The sequence below is a fragment of the Glutamicibacter sp. BS14 genome, assembly GCF_056934375.1.
Window position 1 is genome coordinate 375,755 of record NZ_CM167801.1, and the last position, 15,834, is coordinate 391,588.

A 15,834-nucleotide genomic window follows, 5' to 3' on the forward strand; every position below is an offset into this window, starting at 1 on the left:
CGTTTCCTGGTCAATGTTTTCCGGTGCTACAAAGTCTTGTAACTCATCTTGCATTTGCTGGTTAGAGGTTGTTGTCTCGTAACCGCATAGTGAACGCGAACAGCATTGAAATCATCAGTTCAAATATTGTTTTATTGTGTGTTGAAAGTCATCGGCCTATTAGTACAGGTCAGCTACACAAGTCTTTAGTCCTTGCTTCCACATCCTGCCTATCAACCCAGTGGTCTAGCTGGGGGCCTCTCACACTCAAGGTGCATGGAAATCTCATCTCGAAGCAGGCTTCCCGCTTAGATGCTTTCAGCGGTTATCCCTTCCAAACGTAGCTAATCAGCGATGCACTTGGCAGTACAACTGACACACCAGAGGTTCGTCCGTCCCGGTCCTCTCGTACTAAGGACAGCCCTTCTCAAATTTCCAACGCGCGCAGCGGATAGGGACCGAACTGTCTCACGACGTTCTAAACCCAGCTCGCGTACCGCTTTAATGGGCGAACAGCCCAACCCTTGGGACCTACTCCAGCCCCAGGATGCGACGAGCCGACATCGAGGTGCCAAACCATGCCGTCGATATGGACTCTTGGGCAAGATCAGCCTGTTATCCCCGAGGTACCTTTTATCCGTTGAGCGACGGCCCTTCCACGAGGTGCCGCCGGATCACTAGTCCCGACTTTCGTCCCTGCTCGAGCTGTCACTCTCACAGTCAAGCTCCCTTGTGCACTTACACTCGACACCTGATTGCCAACCAGGCTGAGGGAACCTTTGGGCGCCTCCGTTACATTTTAGGAGGCAACCGCCCCAGTTAAACTACCCATCAGGCACTGTCCCTGAACCAGATCATGGTCCGAAGTTAGGTGACCGGTACAGCCAGAGTGGTATTTCAACGATGACTCCACCTGAACTAGCGTCCAAGCTTCACAGTCTCCCACCTATCCTACACAAGCTGCACCGAACACCAATACCAAACTATAGTAAAGGTCTCGGGGTCTTTCCGTCCTGCTGCGCGTAACGAGCATCTTTACTCGTACTGCAATTTCGCCGAGTTCATGGTTGAGACAGCGGGGAAGTCGTTACTCCATTCGTGCAGGTCGGAACTTACCCGACAAGGAATTTCGCTACCTTAGGATGGTTATAGTTACCACCGCCGTTTACTGGGGCTTAAATTCTCAGCTTCGCATTACTGCTAACCAGTCCTCTTAACCTTCCAGCACCGGGCAGGAGTCAGTCCGTATACATCGTCTTGCGACTTCGCACGGACCTGTGTTTTTAGTAAACAGTCGCTTCCCCCTGGTCTCTGCGGCCCACACCCGCATCAGAGAAGCAAGTTCTCATCACGGGGCAGGCCCCCCTTCTTCCGAAGTTACGGGGGCATTTTGCCGAGTTCCTTAACCATGATTCTCTCGATCGCCTTAGTATTCTCTACCTGATCACCTGTGTCGGTTTGGGGTACGGGCGGACTTGGACCTCGCGCCGATGCTTTTCTAGGCAGCATAGGATCACCGAATCACCCCGAAAACGGGGCGCCTATCAGGTCTCAGAAACATGAGCGGCGGATTTGCCAACCACTCTTCCTACACCCTTGGACCAGGTCAATTCCATTGCCTGGCTCGGCTACCTTCCTGCGTCACACCTGTTAATACGCTGACCTCACTGCATCGGTTCCCACCACATCAACCAGCAAGATACCCGAAGGCACCAACAGCTAGCGTCAATCATGGTTAGCATCCACAGCTCAGTATGGGCGGTCCTTCGCCGGTACGGGAATATCAACCCGTTGTCCATCGACTACGCCTGTCGGCCTCGCCTTAGGTCCCGACTAACCCAGGGCAGATTAGCTTAACCCTGGAACCCTTGATCATTCGGCGGACGGGTTTCTCACCCGTCATTCGCTACTCATGCCTGCATTCTCACTCGTGTGGCCTCCACCGCTGGTTTACACCGCGACTTCACCGTCCACACGACGCTCCCCTACCCATCCAAACACCCAATCGAAACCAGGTTAATATTTGAATGACGCAACTTCGGCGGTGTGCTTGAGCCCCGCTACATTATCGGCGCGGAATCACTTGACCAGTGAGCTATTACGCACTCTTTCAAGGGTGGCTGCTTCTAAGCCAACCTCCTGGTTGTCACAGCAACTCCACATCCTTTTCCACTTAGCACACGCTTAGGGGCCTTAGTTGGCGTTCTGGGCTGTTTCCCTCTCGACTATGAAGCTTATCCCCCACAGTCTCACTGCTGCGCTCTCACTTGCCGGCATTCGGAGTTTGGCTAAGGTCAGTAACCTTGTAGGGCCCATCGCCTATCCAGTAGCTCTACCTCCAGCAAGAAACACGCAACGCTGCACCTAAATGCATTTCGGGGAGAACCAGCTATCACGAAGTTTGATTGGCCTTTCACCCCTACCCACAGCTCATCCCCTCCATTTTCAACTGAAGTGGGTTCGGTCCTCCACACGCTCTTACACGCGCTTCAACCTGGCCATGGGTAGATCACTTCGCTTCGGGTCTAGATCACGCCACTCAAACGCCCTATTCAGACTCGCTTTCGCTACGGCTTCCCCACACGGGTTAACCTCGCGACGTAACACTAACTCGCAGGCTCATTCTTCAAAAGGCACGCCATCACCAGGGAACAAGTCCCCAGCTCTAACGGATTGTAAGCGCACGGTTTCAGGTACTATTTCACTCCCCTCCCGGGGTACTTTTCACCATTCCCTCACGGTACTGATTCACTATCGGTCATCAAGTAGTATTCAGGCTTACCAGGTGGTCCTGGCAGATTCACACAAGGTTTCACGGGCCCCGTGCTACTCGGGTATCAACACTAGAACGGCAGACACGCATTACACCTACGGGACTATCACCCTCTATGGTCCGGCATTCCAACCGATTCACCTATACGCCTGCACCTCATCCCACCAGCAAGATAGCGCTGGTACATGCCGACCCCACAACCCCGGTGATGCAACGCCTATCCGCTATCACACACCAACCGGTTTAGCCCCATCCGCGTTCGCTCGCCACTACTAACGGAATCACTGTTGTTTTCTCTTCCTGCGGGTACTGAGATGTTTCACTTCCCCGCGTTCCCTCCACACAGCCTATACATTCAGCTGCAGGTCACACCACATAACATGGTGCGGGGTTCCCCCATTCGGAAATCCTGGTCTCAACGTCCGGTTATCGACTCCACCAGGCTTATCGCAGATTCCCACGTCCTTCATCGGCTCTTGATGCCAAGGCATCCACCGTGCGCCCTTAAAAACTTCAACACAACATCAAAGTCAAAAGATATGAGCAATAAAACAATCTAACAAAATCACGCAGACAAGACTCCAACACCAGGCAATCCAAGGAAAAGGACTACCCAGCTCATCTCATCTGCAAGATGCTCGCGTTCACTATACAGTTCCCAAACAACAACCCCGCACCCCCGCAACAACACCCCAAAACCAACACCAACCAAAGGCCAGCATCAATCCAACAGGACATCCTTGCAGCAAACACAGGACAAACACCGAAACACCAAGAACCCCTCACCCAAGCGAACACCACCAGGACCCTCCCCACAGGAAGAACCCCAGCAACCATTCACCAGGAAAGGAGGCTTGTTGCCTCAAAACCCAACAGCATGCCAAACCATACAAACCACGCAACACCCACACACCGCATTCCAGCACCGCAAGAAGAAAACCCCCTGCAATGCGTACTAGCAGATGCCCAAGCACCACGCGGCCACAGCCAATACCCCGCACCAGCATCAGCCAGCACGTTTTCCGGTATTGAGTCCATTGATATTCCACCCATGAGCAACCCACCCGGACAACACTCGTGTCCAGCATGGGCAACCAATAATGGTTAGCTCCTTAGAAAGGAGGTGATCCAGCCGCACCTTCCGGTACGGCTACCTTGTTACGACTTAGTCCCAATCGCCAGTCCCACCTTCGACGACTCCCCCCACACAAGGTGGTTAGGCCATCGGCTTCGGGTGTTACCAACTTTCGTGACTTGACGGGCGGTGTGTACAAGGCCCGGGAACGTATTCACCGCAGCGTTGCTGATCTGCGATTACTAGCGACTCCGACTTCATGGGGTCGAGTTGCAGACCCCAATCCGAACTGAGACCGGCTTTTAGGGATTAGCTCCACCTCACAGTATCGCAACCCATTGTACCGGCCATTGTAGCATGCGTGAAGCCCAAGACATAAGGGGCATGATGATTTGACGTCATCCCCACCTTCCTCCGAGTTGACCCCGGCAGTCTCCCATGAGTCCCCACCTTTACGTGCTGGCAACATGGAACGAGGGTTGCGCTCGTTGCGGGACTTAACCCAACATCTCACGACACGAGCTGACGACAACCATGCACCACCTGTGAACCAGCCCCGAAGGGAAACCCCATCTCTGAGGCGGTCTGGCACATGTCAAGCCTTGGTAAGGTTCTTCGCGTTGCATCGAATTAATCCGCATGCTCCGCCGCTTGTGCGGGCCCCCGTCAATTCCTTTGAGTTTTAGCCTTGCGGCCGTACTCCCCAGGCGGGGCACTTAATGCGTTAGCTACGGCGCGGAAAACGTGGAATGTCCCCCACACCTAGTGCCCAACGTTTACGGCATGGACTACCAGGGTATCTAATCCTGTTCGCTCCCCATGCTTTCGCTCCTCAGCGTCAGTAAATGCCCAGAGACCTGCCTTCGCCATCGGTGTTCCTCCTGATATCTGCGCATTTCACCGCTACACCAGGAATTCCAGTCTCCCCTACATCACTCTAGTCTGCCCGTACCCACCGCAGATCCGAGGTTGAGCCTCGGACTTTCACGGCAGACGCGACAAACCGCCTACGAGCTCTTTACGCCCAATAAATCCGGATAACGCTTGCGCCCTACGTATTACCGCGGCTGCTGGCACGTAGTTAGCCGGCGCTTCTTCTGCAGGTACCGTCACTTTCGCTTCTTCCCTACTGAAAGAGGTTTACAACCCGAAGGCCGTCATCCCTCACGCGGCGTCGCTGCATCAGGCTTTCGCCCATTGTGCAATATTCCCCACTGCTGCCTCCCGTAGGAGTCTGGGCCGTGTCTCAGTCCCAGTGTGGCCGGTCACCCTCTCAGGCCGGCTACCCGTCGTCGCCTTGGTGAGCCATTACCTCACCAACAAGCTGATAGGCCGCGAGTCCATCCCCCACCGATAAATCTTTCCACCAACAACCATGCGGTCAAAGGTAATATCCGGTATTAGACCCAGTTTCCCGGGCTTATCCCAGAGTCGGGGGCAGGTTACTCACGTGTTACTCACCCGTTCGCCACTAATCCACCCAGCAAGCTGGGCTTCATCGTTCGACTTGCATGTGTTAAGCACGCCGCCAGCGTTCATCCTGAGCCAGGATCAAACTCTCCATAAAAAAATAAAAAGCCACCGGCAACCCCTTGGAAAATAAGGGCGAAGCCAATGAAGTCCTGGCGAATAATAAAACACTCAAGAACACTGCACGGGGGTGCAATGCCTCAAGCAAATGTTATGTATTCACCAAATAAAAATATTCGGTATCAACAAACTTGGCACACTATTGAGTTCTCAAACAACAAACACTTACCGGTTCTTTACCCACCATTCCAGGCGGTAATTTCGTCCAGCGTTATATTCATATTCTATAACTTCGAATTCCTGAAAGTCAAATCCATTGTTTGTGATTTGAACCAGTATTCTCAGTTCCCATTCTTTTCAATTGTTGTCCACAAGACTGTGGAAAAACCTTGATTTTCTGGGGTTCTGCCGCCGTTTCACATCCGGTTATTTCTTCCGTTTTGTTCTCGGCGACAAGGAAAAACTATACACAGGTTTTGGGGGTCCTGCAAATCGGGTGGGTGGTTTTTGACGGTGACCGTGCACACTTAATTCCGGAGCGCCGATTAAAGCCCGGGTTCATGCGGTTCGGTGCTCGCAAAAATCTGTAAAACGCATAAAAATTCGTCTTAAAAGCCGGTAGCCGACCACCTCAGTGGCCGGCTACCGCGATTCAGCTAGTCCTCGACGATCTCTGCGTCAATGACTCTAGGATCATCCAGGGGCAGAGAGCTTGGCGCCACCGTGGGAATGCCGGCGAAGGCCACTGCCGCATTCTCGATCACGCGCTTGGCCATATATCGATTGCCTACGCCACCGATGGCTGCGCCGACCCCAAACGGAACCAAACGGCCGATGGTGCTAGCCGCTTGGGTGCCAATGATCTTGCGCAGGAACTTCTTCTGCATGGTGCGCTGCATTGCAGAGTAGATGCTCGTGGACTTGCTGGCACCGAAGGACTTGGCCCATCCCTGGATTGGACCCCCACCGCGACCTGCGGCCTGGGAAGTCAATCCGGCAATCATCGAGCTGCCCTCATCGCCCATCATGATGCCCATAACCAGGACTCGTGAACGATCCGGATCGTCGATGGCTATGCCGTGCAGCTCTGCCAGGCTTTGCGCATACAGCGCCGAGGCTTCCAGGAAGCCCAGGGTCGCAGCTATGGATAGGCCCAGGGCGATACCGGTACCAACAGCGGGAACGGCTGCGGTTCCACCCACGGCTGCACCGGAACCGGTAACTACGCGCAGGTAATCGCGCTCGACAATAGCTGCCAGCTGGGCAGTAGTAGCGTCAGGGTGCTTTTTGCGCAGCCGCTTGATGTAGGCAAGCACCAGCGGGCGCTGCACGCCGATGCCCTTCATGATGGCGTCCTGCACGCCGGAGCGCGGCTTTCCATCTTTGCCAATCAAAGTCATTGAAATCGGATCGTTTTTCATGATGGCTCCAGCTTAACCGCAAGACCCTGAGAGTTACCTTGGGCTTTGCGCTTTCAAGCAAGCGTCTTGAAAAATTCCTTGAAACTCCCCGACGCTGGTGCAAGAGTTGGCCTATGAAGAACGCTCAGGCCAAACGGTATAACCACGCCTTGAAAAGCGCCGGGATCTCGGAGCATCCGGTCGCGCTGCTCGATCTGGATGCCTTCGATTCCAACGTGATCGCCCTGCGCGAACGGGCCGGAGGTGTGCCGATTCGCATCGCGTCCAAATCCCTGCGTGTACGCAAGGCATTGGAACGGGTCCTGGATGAGCCCGGTTTCCGCGGCGTTCTCTGCTTCACCTTGGCCGAAGCATTATGGCTGGCCAGCCATGGCTTGAAGGACTTGGTGGTTGCCTACCCGCAAACCGATGCCGAAGCGATCAGCCGGTGGGCCGCCAGCGAACAGGCACGCGAAGAGGTAACGCTCATGGTGGATACCCAAGAGCAGTTGGATTTGATCGACAGGATCGCACCGGGGCACGGGCCGCTGAAGGTCGCCCTGGAACTGGATGCTGCCTATTACCCCAGCAGCAACCTCCGTATCGGCGCCGCGCGTTCCCCGCTGACCCGGCCGGAACAGGTCGCCGAACTGGCCGCCCAGGTGCACCGCCGGCGCAACTTCATCTTGGACGGGCTGATGGGCTACGAATCCCAAATCGCTTCGGTCCCCGATGGGGGTTTCAGCCCCAGGGCACTGATCGCCCGCAAGCTGCGCCAAGCCAGCGCCGCCGAACTGGCGGACCGCCGGGCCGAAACCGTGGAATTGGTACGGGAGCTCGGCGACCTGCGGTTTGTAAATGCCGGAGGTACCGGTTCGGTAGAAAGCACCATCCAAGAACCAGCGGTAACCGAAATCGCCGCGGGCTCAGGATTATTCGCGCCCGCGCTCTTCGATTCCTACCGCGCATTCCGCCCCACCCCTGCCCTGTACCTGGGGTTCCCGGTAGTACGCCGTCCCGATGAGCGAACGGTCACCATCCTTGGTGGCGGATGGGCCGCATCGGGTCCAGCCGGCAAGGACCGCTTGCCCACCATCGAGCATCCCAAGAAGCTTCGCTACCTGGCCATGGAAGGCGCCGGCGAAGTGCAGACTCCGCTCACTGGCCCCTCGGCGCATCGCATTGCCATTGGCGATACCGTGTGGCTGCGCCATGCCAAGTCCGGCGAACCGGCCGAACGCGTTAATAAGGCGGCGGTGTACTCCAAGGGCAGGATCGTCGAACAATGGCCTACTTACCGTGGAGAAGGGAAAGCATTCCTGTGAGTACTTTCAGGAATTTCGCACGCACCGTGGTCTCCCACCCAGCAGCTGTCCATTCTCCGCGCAGCATCGCAGAATTAGCACAGAGCCTGGAGCAGGCCGCCGACCAGCACCAGCCGGTGCGCACCGTCGGCGCAGGCCATTCCTTCACTCCGCTGGCAGATACCGACGGGATCTTGCTGAATCTGGATGGCTTTCGCGGCATCGAGGAAGTCGACGCTCGCACCCACGAGGTGACGTTCCGCGCCGGAACCCGGCTCTGGCAGATCCCCGCCCTGCTCAGGCCCTTCAACCTCGCGTTGGAGAATATGGGAGATATCGACAAGCAGTCGGTCGCTGGAGCAATCAGCACCGGCACCCACGGCACGGGCCTGGAATTCAGCGGATTCAGCGCAACGGTCACCGGAGTGCAGCTCATGCTGGCCGATGGGACCCATCTGCGCGCCAGCGCGCAGGAGAATAGCGAATTATTCGAGGCGGCCCGGCTTGGCCTGGGAGTACTGGGGGTACTCACCCACGTCCGGCTGCGGTGCGTTCCCTACTACATGATGCGTGCGGCCGAATCCATCGAACTCATCGGGCAGATCGCCGAAAGCTTTGTTGATCGTGCCCGGCAAGAAGACCATCTGGAATTCTTCTGGTTCCCGGGCACCAGCAAAGCCCAGGTGAAGATCAATACCCGGCTCGACGGCCAGGTCCCTGCCGATCAGCCGCCTGCGGCGGCCCGCTGGCTGAACGATGAACTGCTCTCCAATGGCGCGTTGCAGCTGCTCAGCTCGCTGAGCGCAGCGGTCCCCCGGACCACTGCCAAATTGAATGAGGTGGCTTGCGCGGCCCTGCCGGAGCGCAGCAGCATCGCGCCATGGAATGAAGCTTTCACCAGTGCGCGACGGGTGCGCTTCACCGAGATGGAGTATGCGCTGCCGCTAGCTGGCTTCGATGAAGCTTTCACGAAGGTGCGAGCGTACTTCAGGCGTTCGGGAGTTGGAGTTTCCTTCCCTGTCGAGGTGCGTACCGCGGCCGGGGACTCCACCTGGTTGGGTACCGCCAGCGGCAGGCAGACAGCGTACATTGCCGTGCACCGCTACATTCGGGATAAGGCTCCGGGATACTTCCCGGCCATGGAAGAGATCTTCCGTTCTTTGGGCGGCCGGCCGCATTGGGGCAAGGAACATAGCCTGCAAGCAGCGGATTTGGCGCAGCTCTACCCGAAATTCAGCGATTTCACGAGGGTGCGCCAAACTGCCGATCCGGAGGGACGATTCCTCAATCCTTATCTGCGGGGTTTGCTCGGCATCTAGAACTGGACATCGGTCCAGATCAGCGGGCTTGATGCTTTCACCAAGTCCGGCACCGTTCCTGGCAGGGGCTGGGAACTGCTTGGCGGATGCTCCTGGATGCGGCCCTGGCCCAATACCTGCCAAGTTGCGCTGGGGACCAGGTAGCTTCCGGAATCATTCAAAGCGTTCGCGCGCTTGAGCCCCTGGAGGAATGGTTCAACGCGATCTGCCGCGTTCTCCTGCAAGCCAAGTGCGCCGGCGATGACATAGCGGTCTTCGCCGACTCCTTCTGCTTGCTCGCCCTCATCGGTGCGAACGTAGTCCTCTCCGGACAGGTAGCCGGTGAGAACCTTCAACTCATCAGCCTGGCGTGCCTTGGCGAATTCCTGGTCCTGCGCATCTGGCTGGGTTTGGGTCGCAAGAATATGCACCGGCTCGCCACGGTATTGGATGGGAATGTCCCACAGCCCGGTGCTCATCACCGGAATGGAGGCGGCCAGCACACCAGAGAAGTCGGTGTGGTGCATCATGTCGTTGGCAACGTCCTGCCACTTGAGCTGGGAAACGCTGGTGACCTGGTCTTGTGCAATCGGGTACTTCGATAGCACGACAATCGAACCCTGCTCGGCGAATGCAGCCTGGCCCCACGCATCCTCGGCGCCGCCGATGACGCCATCAGCGTTCAGATCGGCACCGCTTTGCAGGCCCTTGGAGCCCACGGCCAGGTAGGAATACCCGTATTCCACATCGGCGCGGGCATCGTCGGGATTGTTCAGATACTGGTCGTTCAGTGCATCAACCGCGTCCTGGGTGGCGTCCATATCTGTCAGCACCACCACGTCCGCATTGGCGCTGCTGATCTTGTCTGCAACCTGCGCCGCCTGGCGGTCGGATCCGCGCATCAGGTTCGCGGGCAGCTCCTGGGGGGTTTCGCCGCTGAGATTTGCCTGAATGGTTGCCACGCGAAGCGAGGTCTCGGAAAGCTGCGCTGCGCTGGCACCCGCCGAGTCGCCAGGGCCAGTGGGTGCAGCAAAAGCGCCGGTTGAGGGGAACATCAAAAGTGCCCCTAGACCCAGACTTGCTGTTCCGACTAATAACTTGCGCACTCAACCACCCTACGACGTTCGGCTACCGCTTGCCACCACCTTTACCGGATTGTAATGCCGCAGCCGCGGCGGCCTTCTTGTTCGCGGAAAGGACCTCGTCCATATAAGGAGCACGCACATGCATCGAGACACGGGCATCCACCAGGCACACACCACGGGCTCCGGCATCCACCCACTGCTGGACCCCGGCGAGGTCTTCGAGCGTGTCAACGCGGATTCCAGTGGCTCCCATGGCCTTGGCGATACCGGCGAAATCCACCGTCGGGATCAGCATCGGGTCTTCGTGCAGGCCGACGGATCCGTACTGGTGGATTTCCGCTCCGTACGCGGAGTCGTTGTAGATGACGATTACGCCACTCTCCACGGTGCGAACGATCGATTCGAGGTCCGCCAGGCCCATCAGGAAGCCGCCATCGCCGGCGGCCAGCACGACCGTGCGCCCCTGCGCCGCTGGGCCTGCGCCCACCATGGAGGCGATGCCCAGGCCGATGGACTGGTACGCGGTGCCCACGCAGCTCAAGGAGCGTGCACCGGTGGTCGACCAGTACATGGGCCCCCAGCCGATGAAGTGGCCGCCGTCTTGCACCAGCACGCGATTGGCCGGCAGGATCTTCTCCAGTTCGCTGGCCACGCGGCGCGGATCAAGCTGCCCGTCGGCGGCTAGGTCGTCACCGGCCGGACGGGTGCGCAGATTGGACAGGTCCAGGCTTGAACGCCATCCGCCCTGCGCCTGCTCCACCGCACCGAGCAGGTCCGCGGCGGCCAGGGCCGCATCGGCGGTGGCGAAATAGTCCACGCGCGGGTTGGTGGCGGCGCACCCCAGGTCGATCTGGATCAAGCTGGCATCCTGCGCGACCAGATCGCCAAAACGCATGGTGAACTGGTTCAACGAGGCGCCGAGCACCAATACCGTATCGGCCTGCGCGATGATGCGGGCGTTGGCCTCGGTGGAGAAGCCTCCGGTGATGCCCAAATCGAACTCGTAGTCCAGCAGGTCGCGGGCCAGCAACGTACCCGAGGTGGTGGCGTCCAGCTTCTGCGCCAGCGACTGGACCTGCGCGGCGGCATCGATCGCGCCGCGGCCATAGAGGATGTGGGTGCGCTGCGAGGCATTGAGCTTTCCAGCGATCTGCTCCAGCTGGGTGGAGTTCAGCTGCGGTGCCGGAGGGGTGCTGCGCAGGGAGGCGAAATCAGGCAGCTGCTCTTCGAGCGAATCTACCGCGGCCAAATCATAAGGGATCGCCAAAACAACCGGCATCTGTTCGCGCAACGCCCGGGCGGCCGCCTCCAGAGCAGTGGCACCCGGGTTGTCGCGGTCAACGACGTAGCGCGGCGCTCGCACTGCTGTGTCGATCGCGGCCTGGTCGACGTCCCAGCCACGCAGGCCGGAAGTTGGCGCGTCGCCGGTGACGAACAGCAGCGGGGTCCGGGCCGCGGCGGCTTCAGCCAGTGCGGTGATGGTGTTGGTGTAGCCGGCACCGTAAGTGGTGGAGGCGATGGCCAGCTTATTGGAGATGCGGAAGTAGGCGTCGGCGGCCGAAACGGCGGCCGATTCGTGGCGCACGGCGGTGTAGTCGAAGCCTGCACGCACTGCGGCGTCGAGGAAGTGGGCATTGCCGTTGCCCATCAATCCGAAGATCCGCGGGGCCAGCGGCTTAAGGGCGTGGGCAATGGCAGCTGAAACGCTAGACATTATGGACTCTTTTCAAGAAATCGTGCTGAAGAAATTCCATATATGTCTGCCGTTACCGGTTGCTGGACCGCAACGGGTATCGCCCCTTTTGAGAGCGCCGGAATCTGGCGGGGCCATGTTCCTGACTCACTGATAATAAGGCAGGAACCGCGCCTGGCGCTAGGCCGCTAGTGCGCCTTCCCATTAACACTTCCCCCGGGGGCGATCTCGCAGCGTTCCGAGCGATGCGCCCACACACCTCGGTCCTGCTCCCGCGCTTGGCTGCACCGGACGCCGAATGGCGCCACCGTGGCCACCGCGCCGTGCACGGGGACAAAAGTTTCACCCGGGCTCGGAGCTCGAGGTCGAAGTGTCATCCGAAAGTACCATGTACAGCAATTTTCAGATTCGATACTATCGAAATAACACTTAGTTGACTTGATCTTTATATGACAACTATCGGACATTATCGAGAAGGAACGCATGCTGAAATTCTTGGGAATCACCTCTGAAGCACCTGCCGACGGGTCAATCCCCGCGTGGCAGGGCGTCTCCAAGAAGCACCGGGGCATCGCATTCGCCATTTCGCTTGCGCTGGGATTGGCCACGTTCCTGGTAACCCGCTGGCTGCTCTCCGACCTGCCGCCAGAAGGCTATTTGCCGCTCGTTCCCTGGAACGCGGCCGCCGCCATTCTGCTCATCAGCACGCTGGTGGCTGAGCGCGGATTGATCCGCAACGCGCCCGCCGAAACCTGCGAAATCTAGGGGCCAGAGCTGGGGGCGGTACGGAAAGCCGCACCCTCCCCCAACTTCGCGGAACTCGCCTGCAGCTCCTCAAATGCGGCGAACGGCGAATTCAACAGCCCGACGGGCATTAAGCGCCCGGTGCGATCCGCCAGCCATTCGTCATGGACGAGGCCAGCGACCTGCCCGGCTACAGCGAAACTGCCGATGGAGCGCTCTTCGACTACGACTTCGGGCTCAGCTACCAGGGCAAGTAGTTAAACACAGGCCGACTCGTCCATCACCCGCCTGGAGGACCGGCTGAACGCTTCGTGGCGCCTCCCGCAGCCTCAGGGCGATTCCGAAGGCCTCGACAATACGGACCATGTTCAACAGTTCCCGACTGCCATGGCTGTGTCGAGCACGGCTTCGAGGCTTGCCTCCACGCCCGGAGGAATCTGGATGGTCATGCGCGTTACCCCGTCACCAACCGTCAGCTGCCCAACTCTAGAAGACCGTCAGCTGCCCAACTCTAGAAGATGGAGCGTGGACATTCTTTGACGGCGCCGTCGATAGCTTTACCGTCGCGCTGGGGGGATGATTAGCTCATGGCTAGAAAAGACAGGACTGTAGACGTCGCTCAGGCCCGAGCGGCATTGATTATGGCTGCTATGCGGCGCACGATCGTTACCTACGGCGAACTGGGCAAGGCAATCGGTATCGAAGGAGTAGGCGTCTTCTACGAATTGAGGCACGTCCTGGACGACCTTTCCGATGACTGCATCAACCGTGGAGAGCCTTCGCTGGCAGCGCTCATCGTCAATAAAGACACGGGCGCGCCAGGCAGTGGGTGGACTGATGGCATCCGGCCTTGGCATACGGAGGTGCAGAAGGTCTTCCAGTTCTGGGCTTCCTGATTCATAGGCAGAGAAGAACCCCAGACCACTTCAAGCATTGCGCCCCCTCTTGTTGATGACAGTGCCGATGTACTCGCGGCTGCCAATCTTTCGCGGCCAAGCCGTCGGCGATGAGGAAGCGCTGCAGAACTTTTGCTAGTGAGCTCAAATTGGCGACGTGGAATTGAGACAGATTCGACGATTTCAAAGTCATCCCTCAAAACCCAACATATCCCCGAAAGGGGTATCCGAGAGTGCGGGCTTTTCGATCGTCGCCGGCTTCGGCATGTCCGACACCGCGCTGATGGACATCCTCTCGGGCAAGTTCGCCCCGCAGGGGCGCATGCCGTTCGCGCTGGCCGGCACCCGCGAAGCGATCACCGAGCAGTTCAGCGACCTGCCCGGCTACGGCGAAACTGCCGATGGAGCGCTCTTCGACTACGGCTTCGGGCTCAGCTACCAGGGCAAGTAGTTAAAGGGGCGGGACCCGGCATGCCTGTGGCTGCCGGGTCCCGCCCGCTTGCTGCGTGCTGCGCGCAGCTACTTTTCGTTTCCGTGGCTGGCCGCGTAGTCCTGCGCGCTCATCTGGCCCAGGCGCGAACGGCGCCGGCCGTAGCCAAGGTAGAGCGCTGCGCCGACGATCATCCAGATGATGAACACCAGCCAGGTATGCCAACCGAGCTGGCTCATCAGGAACAGGCAAGCGAAGATGCCCAGGATCGGGGTGAGCGGGTACAGCGGCACGCGGAAGGTGCGCTCGGCCTTGGGCTGGGTTCTGCGCAGGTAGATCACCGAGGCGCCCACCAGCGCGAAGGCGAACAGCGTGCCGATGCTGGTGGCGTCGGCCAGTGCGCCCAGCGGGATGAACCCGGCCGTGACCGCCACCAGGATGCCGGTGATCCAGGTGCCGGCGACCGGGGTGCCGGTGCGGGCCGAGACCTTGCCGAACACCGCGGGCACCAGCCCGTCGCGCGACATGGCCAGCAGGATGCGGGTCTGGCCGTAGAGCACGGTGAGCACTACCGAGGCGATGGCCAGCACGGCGGCGACCGCGAAGACCAGCACGAAGATCGGCTGCCCGGTCAGTTCGCCGATGATCTGCACCAGCGGCGCCTGTGCGCCTTCGAACCAGTTCCATTCGCGCGCGCCGATCGCCGAAACGGCCACCAGCACGTAGCTGATGGTCACGATCAGCATGGAGAGCATGATCGCCCGGGGCAGGTCGCGCTTCGGGTTCTTGGCTTCCTCGCCGGCCGTCGAGGCGGCGTCGAAGCCGATATAGGAGAAGAACACGCTCGATGCCGCCGCGGTCACGCCGGCGGCGCCCATTGGCAGCAGCGGCTCGAAGTTGCCCGCATTGAAGGCGCTGAAGGCGACGGCCGAGAAGAAGAGCAGGATGCCGGCCTTGATGGCCACGACGATCGAGTTCACGATGGCCGACTCGCGCGCCCCGCGCACCAGCAGCAAGGTGGCCAGTGCGACGACGATCAGCGCCGGCAGGTTCACCACTCCGCCGTCGGCCGGGCCGCCAGCCAGCAGCTCGGGCAGCTCCATGCCGAAGGTGCGCAACGTTTCGTTCACGTACTGGCCCGAACCCACGGCCACCGCAGCCACCGACACCGCGTATTCGAGCACCAGGCACCAGCCGCAGATCCAGGCGATGCCTTCGCCCATGGTGGCATAGGAATAGGAATAGCTGGAGCCGGAAACCGGAACCATGCCGGCCATTTCGGCATAGGACACCGCCGAAAGCAGCGCGGTAATGCCCGCGATCACGAACGAGATCCAGATGGCCGGACCGGCGATCGGCACGGTATCGCCGAGGATCACCAGGATGCCGGTGCCCATGGTGGCGCCGACGCTGATCATGGTCAGCTGCCACATGCCCAAGGTGCGGCGCAGCTGGCCTGCCCCTGCATTGGTTTCCGCTTCGGCGATCATATTCGTGATCGACTTGCGGCGGCGCAGCTGCGCGCCCAGCAGGGTGGCCGGACTGGAGCTCACGGACGGTTTGCGGTTCATCGCGGATCCTCAAGGGAAATGGTGGTGCTGCCTCGCCCCTGCCTAGGATGCGGCCG

General features: G+C 59.2%; 9 protein-coding genes and 2 rRNA genes. 5 read left to right on the forward strand and 6 right to left on the reverse strand.

Annotation, left to right across the window (positions count from 1 at the left end; translation table 11 throughout):
- Positions 1-138: 138 nt before the first annotated feature.
- From AC1Z36_RS01825 to AC1Z36_RS01835, 3 genes are all read right to left on the reverse strand, one after another.
- Positions 139-3,270, reverse strand: a 23S ribosomal RNA gene (locus AC1Z36_RS01825).
- A gap of 598 nt (positions 3,271-3,868) precedes the next feature.
- A 16S ribosomal RNA gene (locus AC1Z36_RS01830) occupies positions 3,869-5,394 on the reverse strand.
- Together the 16S and 23S rRNA genes form the textbook arrangement of a ribosomal RNA operon.
- Positions 5,395-6,013: 619 nt before the next feature.
- The gene (locus AC1Z36_RS01835; protein WP_105658967.1) at positions 6,014-6,778 is read right to left on the reverse strand and encodes a hypothetical protein; all 765 of its coding nucleotides are present in this window, start codon (positions 6,776-6,778) and stop codon (positions 6,014-6,016) included.
- Between the two features lie 113 nt (positions 6,779-6,891).
- Between AC1Z36_RS01835 and AC1Z36_RS01840 the strand changes: the two genes are divergently transcribed.
- Positions 6,892-8,082 carry an alanine racemase gene (locus AC1Z36_RS01840; RefSeq protein ID WP_105662729.1) on the forward strand — a complete coding sequence of 397 codons (1,191 nt, stop codon included), beginning with the start codon at positions 6,892-6,894 and terminating at the stop codon, positions 8,080-8,082.
- Entirely contained in the window at positions 8,079-9,380 is a 1,302-nt protein-coding gene (locus AC1Z36_RS01845; RefSeq protein WP_332489298.1) for a D-arabinono-1,4-lactone oxidase, read from the forward strand. The genes AC1Z36_RS01840 and AC1Z36_RS01845 overlap by 4 nt, the downstream gene beginning before the upstream one ends.
- On the opposite strand, the gene AC1Z36_RS01850 is transcribed toward AC1Z36_RS01845, so the two are convergent.
- Positions 9,377-10,414: an endonuclease/exonuclease/phosphatase family protein gene (locus tag AC1Z36_RS01850; RefSeq protein ID WP_332489299.1), complete on the reverse strand. Its 1,038-nt coding sequence runs from the start codon at positions 10,412-10,414 to the stop codon at positions 9,377-9,379. The two genes, AC1Z36_RS01845 and AC1Z36_RS01850, sit on opposite strands and share 4 nt — an antisense overlap.
- A gap of 73 nt (positions 10,415-10,487) precedes the next feature.
- Positions 10,488-12,158: a thiamine pyrophosphate-binding protein gene (locus AC1Z36_RS01855; protein WP_483561601.1), complete on the reverse strand. Its 1,671-nt coding sequence runs from the start codon at positions 12,156-12,158 to the stop codon at positions 10,488-10,490.
- Between the two features lie 462 nt (positions 12,159-12,620).
- Between AC1Z36_RS01855 and AC1Z36_RS01860 the strand changes: the two genes are divergently transcribed.
- From AC1Z36_RS01860 to AC1Z36_RS01870, 3 genes are all read left to right on the forward strand, one after another.
- The gene (locus tag AC1Z36_RS01860; RefSeq protein ID WP_105658972.1) at positions 12,621-12,902 is read left to right on the forward strand and encodes a hypothetical protein; all 282 of its coding nucleotides are present in this window, start codon (positions 12,621-12,623) and stop codon (positions 12,900-12,902) included.
- A gap of 566 nt (positions 12,903-13,468) precedes the next feature.
- The gene (locus AC1Z36_RS01865) at positions 13,469-13,777 is read left to right on the forward strand and encodes a hypothetical protein (protein ID WP_332489301.1); all 309 of its coding nucleotides are present in this window, start codon (positions 13,469-13,471) and stop codon (positions 13,775-13,777) included.
- A gap of 265 nt (positions 13,778-14,042) precedes the next feature.
- Positions 14,043-14,228 carry a glycoside hydrolase family 3 protein gene (locus AC1Z36_RS01870; RefSeq protein ID WP_388026044.1) on the forward strand — a complete coding sequence of 62 codons (186 nt, stop codon included), beginning with the start codon at positions 14,043-14,045 and terminating at the stop codon, positions 14,226-14,228.
- Between the two features lie 68 nt (positions 14,229-14,296).
- Here the strand turns inward: AC1Z36_RS01870 and AC1Z36_RS01875 are convergent, their stop codons facing one another.
- On the reverse strand, positions 14,297-15,778 hold the full coding sequence (locus AC1Z36_RS01875) for an amino acid permease (RefSeq protein ID WP_105662734.1): 1,482 nt from the start codon (positions 15,776-15,778) through the stop codon (positions 14,297-14,299).
- Positions 15,779-15,834: the final 56 nt, after the last annotated feature.

Excerpts from the sequence above, each read along its gene's own strand:
- AC1Z36_RS01840 (WP_105662729.1), top strand. The coding sequence starts at position 6,892 with ATGAAGAACGCTCAGGCCAAACGGTATAACCACGCCTTGAAAAGCGCC.
- AC1Z36_RS01855 (WP_483561601.1), bottom strand. The coding sequence starts at position 12,158 with ATGTCTAGCGTTTCAGCTGCCATTGCCCACGCCCTTAAGCCGCTGGCC.
- AC1Z36_RS01865 (WP_332489301.1), top strand. The coding sequence starts at position 13,469 with ATGGCTAGAAAAGACAGGACTGTAGACGTCGCTCAGGCCCGAGCGGCA.
- AC1Z36_RS01860 (WP_105658972.1), top strand. The coding sequence starts at position 12,621 with ATGCTGAAATTCTTGGGAATCACCTCTGAAGCACCTGCCGACGGGTCA.
- AC1Z36_RS01875 (WP_105662734.1), bottom strand. The coding sequence starts at position 15,778 with ATGAACCGCAAACCGTCCGTGAGCTCCAGTCCGGCCACCCTGCTGGGC.
- AC1Z36_RS01835 (WP_105658967.1), bottom strand. The coding sequence starts at position 6,778 with ATGAAAAACGATCCGATTTCAATGACTTTGATTGGCAAAGATGGAAAG.
- AC1Z36_RS01850 (WP_332489299.1), bottom strand. The coding sequence starts at position 10,414 with ATGTTCCCCTCAACCGGCGCTTTTGCTGCACCCACTGGCCCTGGCGAC.
- AC1Z36_RS01870 (WP_388026044.1), top strand. The coding sequence starts at position 14,043 with ATGTCCGACACCGCGCTGATGGACATCCTCTCGGGCAAGTTCGCCCCG.